This window comes from Spiroplasma endosymbiont of Halictus nicosiae, from assembly GCF_978018445.1.
In genome coordinates, this window is the sequence record NZ_OZ389573.1 from 942,264 (window position 1) to 955,669 (window position 13,406).

Annotated in this window: 15 protein-coding genes and 3 pseudogenes; 17 read left to right on the forward strand and 1 reads right to left on the reverse strand. The window is 26.9% G+C overall.

Translation table 4 applies throughout. The features are described from left to right. Window positions 1–25: 25 nt before the first annotated feature. The 17 genes and pseudogenes from ACZ91P_RS06375 to ACZ91P_RS06455 all read left to right on the forward strand — a co-directional run. Window positions 26–193, forward strand: a complete 168-nt coding sequence (locus tag ACZ91P_RS06375; RefSeq protein WP_465158532.1) for a hypothetical protein — start codon at window positions 26–28, stop codon at window positions 191–193. A gap of 160 nt (window positions 194–353) precedes the next feature. Continuing rightward, window positions 354–644: pseudogene (rplU, locus tag ACZ91P_RS06380) on the forward strand (50S ribosomal protein L21); the annotation flags it as partial. Between the two features lie 260 nt (window positions 645–904). Further along, window positions 905–1,219, forward strand: a complete 315-nt coding sequence (locus tag ACZ91P_RS06385; RefSeq protein ID WP_465158533.1) for a ribosomal-processing cysteine protease Prp — start codon at window positions 905–907, stop codon at window positions 1,217–1,219. A 2-nt stretch (window positions 1,220–1,221) separates the two neighbouring features. After that, window positions 1,222–1,512, forward strand: a complete 291-nt coding sequence (rpmA, locus tag ACZ91P_RS06390; protein ID WP_465158957.1) for a 50S ribosomal protein L27 — start codon at window positions 1,222–1,224, stop codon at window positions 1,510–1,512. A gap of 83 nt (window positions 1,513–1,595) precedes the next feature. Beyond that, window positions 1,596–1,910, forward strand: coding sequence for a hypothetical protein (locus ACZ91P_RS06395; protein ID WP_465158534.1), 315 nt, complete (start codon window positions 1,596–1,598; stop codon window positions 1,908–1,910). 254 nt (window positions 1,911–2,164) lie between these two features. Continuing rightward, window positions 2,165–3,736, forward strand: a complete 1,572-nt coding sequence (locus ACZ91P_RS06400) for a sodium-dependent transporter (RefSeq protein ID WP_465158535.1) — start codon at window positions 2,165–2,167, stop codon at window positions 3,734–3,736. Next, window positions 3,737–3,892, forward strand: a complete 156-nt coding sequence (locus ACZ91P_RS06405) for a hypothetical protein (protein WP_465158536.1) — start codon at window positions 3,737–3,739, stop codon at window positions 3,890–3,892. Window positions 3,893–4,204: 312 nt separating this feature from the next. After that, window positions 4,205–6,871, forward strand: a complete 2,667-nt coding sequence (locus tag ACZ91P_RS06410; protein WP_465158537.1) for a valine--tRNA ligase — start codon at window positions 4,205–4,207, stop codon at window positions 6,869–6,871. Beyond that, window positions 6,852–8,186, forward strand: a complete 1,335-nt coding sequence (trmFO, locus tag ACZ91P_RS06415; protein WP_465158538.1) for a methylenetetrahydrofolate--tRNA-(uracil(54)-C(5))-methyltransferase (FADH(2)-oxidizing) TrmFO — start codon at window positions 6,852–6,854, stop codon at window positions 8,184–8,186. The genes ACZ91P_RS06410 and trmFO overlap by 20 nt, the downstream gene beginning before the upstream one ends. 60 nt (window positions 8,187–8,246) lie before the next feature. Further along, entirely contained in the window at window positions 8,247–9,665 is a 1,419-nt protein-coding gene (locus tag ACZ91P_RS06420) for an NADP-dependent glyceraldehyde-3-phosphate dehydrogenase (RefSeq protein ID WP_465158539.1), read from the forward strand. Between the two features lie 57 nt (window positions 9,666–9,722). Beyond that, window positions 9,723–10,055: a hypothetical protein gene (locus tag ACZ91P_RS06425; RefSeq protein WP_338989025.1), complete on the forward strand. Its 333-nt coding sequence runs from the start codon at window positions 9,723–9,725 to the stop codon at window positions 10,053–10,055. Between the two features lie 51 nt (window positions 10,056–10,106). Continuing rightward, the gene (locus ACZ91P_RS06430) at window positions 10,107–10,574 is read left to right on the forward strand and encodes a peroxiredoxin (protein ID WP_465158540.1); all 468 of its coding nucleotides are present in this window, start codon (window positions 10,107–10,109) and stop codon (window positions 10,572–10,574) included. A 177-nt stretch (window positions 10,575–10,751) separates the two neighbouring features. Beyond that, window positions 10,752–10,925 (forward strand): hypothetical protein, encoded by a 174-nt coding sequence (locus tag ACZ91P_RS06435; protein WP_465159037.1) that lies wholly within the window; start codon window positions 10,752–10,754, stop codon window positions 10,923–10,925. Window positions 10,926–11,056: 131 nt separating this feature from the next. Beyond that, window positions 11,057–11,206 (forward strand): hypothetical protein, encoded by a 150-nt coding sequence (locus ACZ91P_RS06440; protein WP_465158541.1) that lies wholly within the window; start codon window positions 11,057–11,059, stop codon window positions 11,204–11,206. A gap of 333 nt (window positions 11,207–11,539) precedes the next feature. Continuing rightward, window positions 11,540–12,049 (forward strand): DNA adenine methylase, encoded by a 510-nt coding sequence (locus tag ACZ91P_RS06445; protein WP_465158542.1) that lies wholly within the window; start codon window positions 11,540–11,542, stop codon window positions 12,047–12,049. A 194-nt stretch (window positions 12,050–12,243) separates the two neighbouring features. Then, a pseudogene (locus ACZ91P_RS06450) lies at window positions 12,244–12,378 on the forward strand (DUF3627 domain-containing protein); the annotation flags it as partial. Continuing rightward, a pseudogene (locus ACZ91P_RS06455) lies at window positions 12,378–12,740 on the forward strand (transposase); the annotation flags it as partial. The pseudogenes ACZ91P_RS06450 and ACZ91P_RS06455, both read left to right, overlap by 1 nt. Window positions 12,741–13,096: 356 nt before the next feature. Here the strand turns inward: ACZ91P_RS06455 and ACZ91P_RS06460 are convergent. After that, entirely contained in the window at window positions 13,097–13,381 is a 285-nt protein-coding gene (locus ACZ91P_RS06460; protein WP_465158543.1) for a hypothetical protein, read from the reverse strand. Between the last annotated feature and the right edge of the window lie 25 nt (window positions 13,382–13,406).

Below are 13,406 nucleotides of genomic sequence, written 5' to 3' on the forward strand. Positions count from 1 at the left end.
AACAAAAAGATTGGAGTGCAAATAAATGGGAACGTATATAAACATTATGGGGACATATCGTGAAATTACTTGTGATTGTGGAAAAAAATGCAACAAAATTAATGATTTAGATCCAGATTGTAAAGTATGCGATAGTTGCGAAGAATGTTGTAATTGTAATAAAAAAGAACTTGTCTTACAATCTGAAGAATAATTTATTTTTAAGAAAAACATAAAATTTATTGAATTTTTTTAAGATAACGATATAATTAATTATGGTTGTTTCAGTTTCAACCGCTCTTTGACTTTTAAGTACCTAAAGGATATGCAATACTTATCTACTTACAAGGCGAGTCTAAACTGGAGGTGTAAAAATGTTTGCAATAATTAAAACTGGAGGGAAACAACTTCGTGTTTTTCAAGGTGATGAAATATTTGTTGAAATGTTAAATGATAATGAAGGTGAAAAAGTTAATTTCACTGAAGTTTTAATGATTGATGGAGAAGTAGGAACTCCTTTTATTAAAGGGGCATCAGTAGCAGGAACAATTTTAAAACAAGGAAAGCAAAAGAAAATTGTTGTTTTCCATTATAAACCAAAGAAAACACAACATAAAAAATATGGGCATCGTCAGCCATATACAAAAGTTAAAATTGATCAAATTTTGTTATCAGGTTCTGCTAAAGGAACAACAACAGATGCCAAAGCTAAACCTACGGTAACAAAATCAACAACTGCTACAAAGTCAACTGTAAAACCTGTTGCTGATAAAAAACCAGTAACAACAAAAAAACAGCAACAACAAAAGCAGTTTGTTCAGGTGATAAAAAACCAGTAGCGGCAAAGCCAGCAGCTAAAAGTTCATCAACAACATCAGCAAAAAAACCAGCATCAAAAACAAAACAAAGTGACAAGTAAAACATTATGATTAAGATTATAATTACAAAAAATGAGAAAAAAATTAAGAAAATTGAAATTACTGGTCATGCTAAAGCAGCTGAATATGGTAAAGATCTTGTTTGTGCCGCAATAACAGGAATTGCAATTGGTGGTTTAAATGCAATTGATCAAATTAAACCAAATAGTTGTCAATTCATTGTTAAGGAAGGACTAATTATTATTACAGTAAAAAATAATAGTGCTGACTTACAAGTTATGTTACAAACAATTTATTATCAATTTTTAACAATTTATCAGCAATATCAAAAATTTATTAGTGTAAAGGAGGTTGAAGAATAATGATGAAGTTCGCATTAGGCTTACAGTTATTTGCTTCAAAAAAAGGAGTAGGATCGACTAAAAATGGTCGTGATTCACATTCAAAACGATTGGGTGCAAAAAGAGCTGATGGCCAAACAATTAGAGCAGGATCAATCATTTATCGTCAACGTGGAACAAAAGTTCACCCAGGAGTAAATGTTGGGCGTGGTGGTGATGATACCTTATTTGCCTTAATTGATGGGATTGTTAAGTTTGAAAAATTTGGACAAAATAAAACAAAAGCATCAGTTTATCAAAAACAAGTTAAATAAATAAAAAAAATACTAATTTTTGAAAAAAAGTAGAATTAGTATTTTTTTATGGTTATAATATATCTATTAAAAGGAGGATTAGAATGATTTGCAATAAAAAAACTTGAAAAGATTGACAAGTTTATTACCAATTATTGTTTGCCATTTTAATTGGCTTTAGTTTTTTTAGTGTTGTTTTATCAATTCAATATATTTATATCATAGGCTCAATTGTGATGATTATTTATTTCTTATCTTTTATAAAATATCAAAGTGAGATAACAGGAACAAATATTTATCAAGAACAAAATCTTTGAAAATTTTATTTTTATCCAATTATTGGAAAAATTATTAATATAGTCCATGGGAAGTGTCATTACCAAACAGGGAAGGCATGCCCCTATCAATATTTTTCTTAAATGTGCATCAAGTATTTGCAGGAGTATTTGGTGCACGATGATTTCTGAACACAGTGATAGTTGTTTCAGAATTAGTTTTCTAAACTAAAACTATTATTCAATTTTTTAGAGACAGAATTATAATAATAAGAAAAATTTGAGAAAGAAATGCAGCGATATTTTTTTATTAATCAAAAGAAATATTATTCGTTAAGGACAATTATTAATAATTTATTAGTAATTGTTTTTTATTTTTAAAAGAAAGGAATTAAAAAATGAAAAAGAAGAAGCATGTTAGCAAGTTTGGTTTTATTGTTTCCACATTAGGGGCAGCAATTGGACTTGGTAATGTATGGGGGTTCCCCACCTTATTAAAACAAAATGGAGGTTTAGCATTTTTTGTTTTATATATTTTAGCAATTATTATTTGTGGCATTCCGTTATTAATTTTAGAATTCAACATTGGTAATATGCGACGTAAATCGTTAATTAATATTTTTGATGAAGAAAACCCAAAAGCAAGTGGGTTTATCGGTTGATTTGAATCAGCCTTTATGTTTATTGTTGCTAATTACTATACCGTATTAATTGGTTATGTTTTAATTTCATTAATATTAAATTTTACATCGTCAATTAATACACCATTATGATTTGATAATAATATTTTAAATCCTGGTGGAATTGGTGTAGCCGGTAATGCTAATTTTCAATGATTAGCATACTTAGCCTTTAATGCAATTGTTATTATTGCTGGGACAATTGTAATGTTTCGAGCAAAAGGAATTGAAAAAGCAAATGTTATTTTTATTCCAGTTTTATTTGTTATTTTATTAGTTTTAGCAATTTACGTTTTAACAATTCCAGGAGCATTAGAAGGACTAGGAACAGTTTTAATGCCAACGCAAAGAACCTTAAGTTCCTTTGGTAACTTGCAAGTATGAAGTGATGCCTTTGGATTAGGTGTGTTTACGGTTTGTGTTGGTTCAGGATTTATGATGTTATTTGCTGGTGCAGCACCAAAAACACAGGATAATACAAATAAAGCATATATTTTATCATTTGGTGTTTTAGCAATTTCACTTTTAACATTAATTATGGTTTTTGGTTCAGCAGGCATTTTAGTTCATGAACAAAATCCTGGATTAATTACGATTGATGATTATACCAAAGCAATTGATGAAGCGTTTCCAAAGAATGATGGTGCTAGTTTTATCTTTAATGTTTTTCCACAAACTTTTAATGTTATTAATAAACAAACCTTTGTTGGTTTTGGAAACTTTTTAGGCATTTTATTTTTTACAGCATTATTATTTGCTGGATTAAGTAGTATTATTGCAATGATTGAAGTTGTCATAAATGGAATTTTTTCAAATTACAAGGTAAAGGAAAAACAAGTTATTATTATTTTAATGATTTTAATGGCTGCCATTGGTTTAGTCTTAATGTTTAAAGATACTAACCAATTACTTTATTCGTTCCAAGCTTTAGCTGGTAGTATTAATATGTTAGTGATGGCTTTAGTTGAAATTATTTTATTTATTCATATTTACAAAAAATTACCAATAATGATTGCCTACAATAATGCACATTCGTGAATTAAAATTGGTAAAACATATAAATTTGCGATTTCGTATTTAACACCATTGTTGTTAGCAGTTAATAGTGTTTTTATGTTTTATGTCTTTATTAGTTCAGGGTTATCAAAACCTTGATGATTATCAGTATTAGCAGTATTATTAGGAATTATTATGCCGTTAATATGTAGTATTTTATCGGTTACTGTGTTAAGAAAATATCAAATTAAACCAGTACCAGTTGGAATGTGACAAGAAGGATTGAAGAACTAAATGATGGCAACTTGATTAATTATTACATTGACGATTATTATTGTGTTGTTTCTTGTTTTATTTGGCGGATTTTTCTTTTTTATGTATAAAGATTGAAACAATAATATTAAAAGGGCAGAAGACACAAAATTAGAAAAAAATAAAAATAAAAGTTAATTATAACTTTTATTTTTATTTTAGAATAATATTCTTGGAGAAACAAAAAAAGGTTGCAATTAATTGAAAAAGAATTATAATAAAACCATAAATATTAGAGGAGTAATTAAAAAAATAGTTCAGAGATTTAATTGATGGTGTGAAATTAATCTATTCTTTTAATGAAGGTTGCTAAATATTTTAATTTGATATTTTAATTAAGGTAATAAGTGATACTTATTAAAAAAGGATGGTATCGTAATTATTTAGAAAATAATTGCTCCTATTATTTTATTTAAATAATAGGAGTTTTTATTTAGAAAGGAAACAAAAATGGGAAAAGAATTAACAAAGAAATATGATCATGCCTTGGTCGAAACAGGAAAATATCAATTTTGAAAGAAAAAAGGTTATTTTACTGCAGATGTTACAAGTAAACAGTCAAAGTTTAGTATTGTTATTCCACCCCCAAATGTGACTGGGAAATTACATTTAGGTCATGCCTGAGATACAACATTGCAAGACTTGATTATTCGCTATAAAAAATTACTAGGATTTGATACTTTATATTTACCAGGAATGGACCATGCGGGAATTGCTACACAGGCAAAAGTAGAAGAACGTTTACGTATAACAAAAAATATTTTACGACATGATTTAGGACGAGAAAAGTTTATTGAACAAGTTTGAGCATGAAAGGAAGAATATGCTGAAATTATTCGTGAGCAATGAGCTAAATTAGGATTAGCATTAGATTATTCACGTGAGCAATTTACATTAAATAATAATTTAACATCAGCAATACAAAAAGTTTTTATTGATTTATACCAAAAAGGATTAATTTATCGTGGTAAACGAATTATTTCTTGAGACCCTGTACAAAAAACCGCTTTATCAAATATTGAAGTTATTTATCAAGAGCAACAAGGCAAAATGTATTATTTTAAATATTTTTTAGAAAATAGTACAAGTGAGTTTTTGACAATTGCAACAACACGCCCAGAAACAATGTTTGCTGATCAATGTGTTGTTGTTAACCCAAATGATAATCGTTATCGCAAATATTGAAATAAAAAAGTGATAAATCCAGCAAATGGTGAATTGCTTCCTATTATTTGTGATAATTATGTTGACCAAGATTTTGAAACGGGAGCAATGAAATGTACACCAGCACATGATGCTAATGATTTTGAAATTGCTTTGCGTCATCATTTAGCAATGCCAATTTGTATGAATTTAGATGGGACAATGAACGAATTGGCTGGAAAATATCATCACCAAGATCGTTTTACTGCCCGTCAAAATTTAGTTCATGATTTAGATCACCAAAAGTTAATTGTTGAAATTAAAGATCATTCTCATCAAGTTGGTTTTTCAGAACGAAGTGGTGCTATTGTTGAACCATATTTATCAGACCAATGATTTGTTAAAATGGAATATTTTGCTGAAAAAATTATTAAATTTCAATCATCACCAAATAAAATTCAATTTTATCCATCTCGATTTAATACAACATTAATTAATTGAATGAAAAATGTTCAAGATTGATGTATTTCACGGCAACTATGATGAGGACATCAAATTCCAGCATGATATCATAAAGATGATTCAACAAAAATTCATGTTGGTTTAACTCCACCAAATAATAGTAAAAATTGAATTCAAGATGGAGATGTTTTAGATACTTGATTTTCATCAGCATTATGACCAATGACAACTTTAGGATGAAATTGAGATAAAACATTATTTCATAACTATTTTCCAACTAATGTTTTGGTGACTGGTTATGATATTATTTTCTTTTGAGTTTCAAGAATGATGTTTGACTCATTAGAGTTTACAAAGGAAAAACCATTTAATGATGTTTTAATTCATGGTTTAATTCGTGATAAAGAAGGCCGAAAAATGAGTAAGTCATTAGGGAATGGGATTGATCCGATGGATGTTATCAAAGAATATGGTGCAGATACATTACGTTATTTTTTAGTTACAAATAGTGCACCAGGACAAGATTTACGTTTTTCTTTAGAAAAAATTAATAGTGCTTGAAATTTTATTAATAAGTTATGAAATGCTGCTCGTTATGTTGAACTGAATTTAACAAGTGATTTTAAACCATTGATTAATTTTGAAACAGAAATTAAAAACTTATTATTAAACCATCAAGAAAATGCTATTGATCAATGAATTTTAACTGAATTAACAAAAACAATTGCTAAAGTACAAACGAATATGGAAAAATATGAATTTGTTTTAGTTGGCAAAGATTTGTATGATTTTGTATGAAATAAGTTTTGTTCATGATATATTGAATTAACAAAAGTTAATTTGCAAAGTAATAATGCCACAATCAAGAAGATAACAATTCAAACATTGTTTTATGTTTTAAAACAAATTTTAATTATGTTACATCCATTTATTCCATTTGTAACAGAAGAAATTTATCAAAAATTAAATTTGAAAGAGTCAATTATGTTAGAAGTTTACTCAAAAATTAATTTTAATTATAATGTTGATTATTTGAATTTAGTAACGAAAATTGTTGCTGCAATCCGTGAATTGCGAAGTAATTATCAAATTAAAAAAGAAGATATTATTGAAATTTGATTTGATCAAATAAGTAGTAAAAATAATATTACTACAAATGTTATTACATTAATTAATGAATTTATTTTAAAAATGGTTAATAGTAAAGTGATGGGCGTGCTTCAAGAAAAAGATGCAAACCAAAAATATGCCACAATTCCATTGACAAATGTTATTTTAGAAGTTGGATTGAATGATATTGTTGATGAAACAGTAGAGCAACAAAAAATCAATGGGGAATTAACTCGTTTCGAACAAGAACTAGAACGAAGCAAAAATATTTTAAATAATCCAAGTTTTTTAGCAAAAGCAAATCCTCAAAAGATTAAACTTGAACAAGAAAAATATGCCCAATATTTAGAACAATATCAACAATTAAAAGGAAAAATAACAAATGGCAATTTCAACGATTAATATTATTGGGGCTGGATTAGCAGGAACCGAGGCAGCGTATCAATTAGCACGACGAGGTTTTAAGGTTAATTTATATGAAAGTAAACGATTAATAAAAAATCCAGTGCAAAAACAAAATTCCTTTGCAGAATTGGTTTGTTCAAATTTGATACGTAGTGAAAGTTTAACGAATGGTGTTGATTTATTAAAACAAGAAATGCTAGCATTTAATTCATTAATTATTAAAGCAGCTTATGCAAGCCGTGTTCCAGATGGGGGAGCATTAGCTGTTGATCGGAATCAGTTTTCAGAATATATTACAACATGGTTAACAAATAATTCAAATGTCACTTTAATTGATCAAGAGGCAACAACTATTGATGATAAAGCAATTACATTGATTGCTTCTGGACCCTTAACAACATCAAAATTTCAAACGACCATTCAAGGATTATTGGGGCAAGAATATTTTTACTTTTATGATGCAGCCGCACCAATTATTACAAAAGAAAGTATTGATTTTACTAAGGTATATTATAAATCACGTTATGATCAAGGCAATAGTAAAGATTATATTAATTGTCCAATGAGCAAGGATGAATTTGAATTATGAGTTCAAGCATTAATTACAGCAGAAACAGTAGCTTTACATGATTTTGAAAAAGAAATTTATTTTGAAGGATGTATGCCAATTGAGGTAATGGCAAAAAAGGGGATTAAGTCATTATTGTTTGGACCATTAAAACCAATTGGTTTAGAAACCACAAATCGTAACCGTCCATATGTTGTTGTGCAATTATGTCAAGATGATGCAATTGATACATTATATAATTTAGTTGTTTTTCAAACTAATTTGAAGTTTCCAGAGCAGCAACGCCTTATTAGTATAATTCCAGGTTTAGCAAATGCTCAGATTGTACGATATGGTGTTATTCATAAGAATAATTTTATTAATTCTCCAATTTTATTAAATCAATTTTTACAAGTAAAAAAACATCAGAATGTATTTTTTGCTGGTCAAATTATTGGTGTTGAAGAATATGTTGAATCAGCAACCACAGGAATTATTAGTACCCTAAATATTGCATGATTATTAAATAACGATCCAATGTTAACATTTCCACCCGAAACAATGATGGGCGCATTAGTGAATTATATTATTAATGCTTCGAAAACTAATTTTCAGCCAATGAAAGCAAATTTTGGCATTATCCCTCCCTTTGAACAACATTTTAAAAGTAAAAATGAAAAATATTTAGCATATAGTGAACGTGCGTTAACAACATTAAAACATTTTATTATAAACAATAATTTAAATGTGGAAAGTATCTTTTAATAATTTTAAAAAAGCATAAAATATAAATAGAATAATGCATAAAGAAACGAGGCGGTAAAAATGAATTTGGAATTGAATGCATTAATTAATGGTGAATTAATCAATAATGGGGATTGATTAGAAATAATTTCACCAATTAATAATAAGCCATATGGCCGTGTTCCAGCTCTAAAAGAAAAAGAAATAAATGAAGCGTTTAAGTGGGCTCGACAGTCACAAAAAGAATGAGCAAATTTAACTTTATTTGAACGAATTAGTTATTTGCAAAAATGAGCAAAATTATTAGAAAGTCATAAAACAGAACTTGCGAAAATTATGGTCCATGAAATTGGAAAAAGTTTAAAAGATGGTCAAGTTGAAGTAAAACGTAGTATTGAATATATTGATTACACAATTGAAGAAGCAAAACGAGTTTTTCCAGAAACATTAACTGGGGATGGTTGAAATATTAAAAATAAATTAGGGATTTTTTCTCGTGTTCCAAAAGGTGTTATTTTGGCAATTTCACCATTTAATTATCCTGTTAATTTAAGTATTGCAAAAATTGTACCAAGTTTAGTTGTTGGTAATACTGTTGTTTTTAAACCGGCAACAAATGGCAGTTTAACTGGGTTATATATGGCAAAATTAACTTTTGAAGTTGGTTTTCCGAAAGGTGTTTTTAATGTTGTAACTGGTCGTGGACGTGATATTGGAGATTTATTAGTTTTAAATCCTGAAATTGATGTTATTTCATTTACTGGGTCAGTTGCTGTTGGCAATCATATTCGCAAATTAGGACATGGAAAAGACTTAGTATTAGAATTAGGAGGAAAAGATCCAGCTTTAGTATTAAAAGATGCTGATTTAACAAAAGCAGTAAAAGAAATTGTTGCTGGTGCTTATGCATATTCTGGACAACGTTGTACGGCTGTTAAGCGAGTATTAGTAGATGAAACAATTGCTGATGAACTAGTAAAATTATTAAAAATAGAAGTTAGCAAGTTAGAAGCAGGTTCGCCATTAGATAATAAAGCTATTATTCCTGTCATTGATTTAAAAGCTGCAGATTTTGTACAAGGTTTAATTGATGATGCTTTAGTAAAAAAAGCAACATTAATTCTTGGCAATCAACGAAAAGATAATTTAATTAGTGCAACTTTAATTGACCATGTTACCTCAGAAATGCGATTAGCATGAGAAGAACCATTTGGTCCAGTCTTACCAATTATTCGTTGTAAGAATGTTGAAGAAATGATTACTTTAGCAAATAAATCAAATTTTAAATTGCAAGCATGTATTTTTACAAAAGATATTAATGCAGCATTTAATATTGCTAATGAATTAGAAACAGGAACGGTTAATATTAATGGTCGTACTCAACGAGGACCTGATTCATTCCCGTTTTTAGGAATTCATGATTCTGGACAAGGAGTTCAAGGGATTCGTGAAACAATTAATTCAGTGACACGTTTTAAAGGATTAGTAATTAATTATTAAAACTAATCTTTTTTAGTTTTATGATATATTATAATTATAAGTAGGTGAAAGTAAAAAATGGAAAATAAAGTAGAGCAAATGTCTTTGCGTGAAGAAAAAATTGAACAAACTTTGAATGAACTAATGTCAACAATTCAAGCAATTAATTTAGATCTTACTGAATTACAAGAACGAGCAAGTTTACAAACGAATGCTGTTCTCGATAAATATGATACTATTGGTGAGCAAATTGCCAATATTGCTAAGGAAATTAATGATTTAGAATATAAGTTTGATATTACCGAAATTTCACTATATTTAATTTTTTTAGATTTAAAATTATCATTTAATATTTTAAAAAATAAGTTAGAAGTAACAAAATATTTAATCCAACTTTTTCAAAGACAGTAATTAATTATTATTGTCTTTTATATTATTATTTTTAGGGGAGGTTATTTAAAAATGGATTTAAAACAAGAAAAGTTTTTGTTTACAGATGGAGAAGAACATCTTATTACTGATTTTCAAAAAGAAAAGGACTATATTTTTTTTTTTTTTCCGAAAGCAGCAACACCAGGCTGTACTTTAGAAATAGTTGCTTATAATCATTATTATCAAAAATTTTTAACTGCTGGTTATAATGTTATTGGTATTAGTCGTGATAATTTAAAAAAACAAACTAAGTTTCAAAATGATAATAATGTTAGTTTCCCTATGTTATGTGATATTGATTCTAAATTATGTGAAATGTTTGGTGTCTTGAAAGAAAAGAAAATGTTTAATAATATTTATCTTGACATTGAACGAAGCACTTTTTTGCTGGATAATGATTTTAAGATTATTCAAGAATGACGGAAAGTTAAAGCAGTTGAACATATTAAAACAGTATTGTCAGTAGTAACAGAAACTGATTTAAATAATAAATTTTAGTGTTATATTTATATTATTTTAGTAATAATTAGCATTGTAATGTAAGTTTTTAGGAGACAAAAATTTAAAATTACGAAAGGGTTTTAATATGGTACAAAATTTAATAAACTTATCAACAAATAATGTAAACTGTAATATGAAGTGCAACAAATCAACTCAGAAAGGAGTTGTTTTTTAATGGAAAGAAAACATTATTTTATTTTTCGGTCCTTAGTAACTAAGTATGGAAAAGATAATGTTATTAATACTGTTAATAAGATAGTAACTAATTATTTTGAGCGTAGTGAACACGCGAAGCGTGCCGCGCAAGATAAATTTCTAGGAGGAATTAAGTTATGCCAGTATGGTTAACATGAATATTTAGTATTGTTATTATTTTAGGAATTCTTGCTTGAATTGGTTTATCGATTTATCAAAAAATTCGTCAATTTCAAGGAAAAAAAAGATAAAAAAGAAATTAAAAATAAGGAGGATAAAGAATAATGTTAGGTATGTATTTAACAACAGTTGTTAATTTTCTAGCTGCAGATACTCCTACTATTTCAGATGGAATGGATTCTATTTGAAGTGGTTTAGGACAAGTTATGATTAAAGAGTTAAAGACGCTGTTTATGCTGTGTTATTACAATTAATGACCTTTTTAAGTGACGCTTGAATTATTTTAATTCCATTTGGAATTTGAGTAATTATTAAAATATTAAACTTTTTCCGTGTTATGGTTAAAGGATTTTAATATTTATTATAACTGATCATATATTTTAACTATGGCACACTAGCTTTTATGTGAGTTGATTAATTATAAACGTATAATTTTATATTTTAATAGCTATTAGTTAAAACTAAGTAGTTATTTTCAGTGTGCCTTAATTTTTAATTTTATATATTTAGCAATGTTTATTACAATACATATACATTATTTAAACATTAGTATAACAATCTTTATTATAGTTAAGGAGTATTTATTTATGAAATTTATTAGTTCGTTATCTTGGGCTGGTGGAAAAGCAAAACACTTTGATAAAATTAAAGCATTATTACCGGCTAAATTTGATAAATTTATAGATTTATTTTGTGGCGGTGCTTCAGTTGGCTTAAATGTGTTAGACCAGCAGTTATGTAACAAAATAGTCTTTAATGATTTACATAGTGACTTGATTAACTTTTGGCGGGAAGGGATTCACTTAATCGAATTAGATTATTTACAAAAATTGGTATATCCTAATTCAAAAACTATTGATGAAATGAAAGAAAAGATAGCAAATGATTATTGTTTGAATACAGGCGAAAAATTTTTAATTAAAAATGCTTTAACTTTTAACGGAAAAGAATGAGGAACTTGAACAGATAAAAGATTACAACAAAATTTTAATTTTAATAAATTATTGAGAATTCAAAATGTTAGAAGACTATTAGTTGATCCTAAAATAATAAAGGAAGAGTTTATAAACATTCAAAAATGAACTTTTATGAACTAAAAGATAATATTTTAAAAATTAAAGGTAAATCAATTTTAAGTATTGATAATTCTGAATTTATTAAAAATTTGTCATTCTATTTTGAATAAAAAATTTGTTGGTAGTTTGTTTTGAGTAATGTATCATAAACCAAGTTATAAAAGTGGTTTTAATACGACATTGTGTAAATATAATATGGAAAGTAAGGTGTTTTTATGAGTTTTTATAAGAAGAATATTAACGTACAAAATTATTTTATTCGAACAGAATTTATAGTTTTTCAAACTGACAAAGCTTCGTTTATAAATTTACCTAACCACAATAAACATATTGGTTTTTGATTAAATAATTAAAAGAAAAAACAACAAAAGAAGTTACAAACGCATTAAAACGAATTTTTTCTAACAGATTTTTTAAAGATAGATGCAAAGGAATAATAACAGATCAAGACAAAGAATTTGCTGATTAAGAAAAAAATGAAAAAATAACAAATGCTAAAGTATATTTTTGTGACGCTGGAACTCCAACTCAAAAACCCAAAGTTGAAAGAGCAATTCGTGATTTTAGACATTGATTTTCCAAAGGAATTGATTTAAGTATTTATTCAAGAAATTATTATCAAGAAGTTGCCAATATAATAAATTCTAAACTTAAAAAATCTTTACATTGACTATCTTCAAAAGAAGTTTTTATACAAATGTTTAATTTTTAATATAATTACTTATAAAATTTTAATAATTTTATTTATCGGTGTGTCAAAATTAATAAATTTAAGAGAAAACTACTAAATTTTTTTAAAATAAATTATATTGAACATTTATTTTATTGATGTTATAATGATAGCAAATAAACTGCTACACTTCATAGTACAATTTACAATCGCATTTTGAACAATAACTTCAATATCTTTGTTTAAGACAAGTTTTATTTAACTTTTTTATATTTATTTAATTCCTTACTATTTTCTATTCTTCCTCTTTCATTAGCACGCTCAATTTTTTTCTTATGTAATTTCTTTTTACTTAAAAACTTTCAAGGTTTTTTATTTAACTTTTTTATATAAACCTCCTAAATTACTCCTTTAATTTTTTGGTCAATTTGTAATATTTTTCATCCATCTGATGCTAAATCTAAAATATCGTTAATTTTGTAATGTTGCATATAAGAAACAATAACATCTCATCTATTTTTAAATAAATTTAAGTACATTTTGGCTCATTCTAAACATTGTAAATCATAATTCTTTTTATGATGTGAAATACGACAATTAATAGGTTGACAATTAACTCAATCAAAAGATGTTGTTATTTCATTTCAAGTTTTATTAATATATTTACTTTTATATTCTGTCATTATAATTCCTCCTAGTTTTAACTCG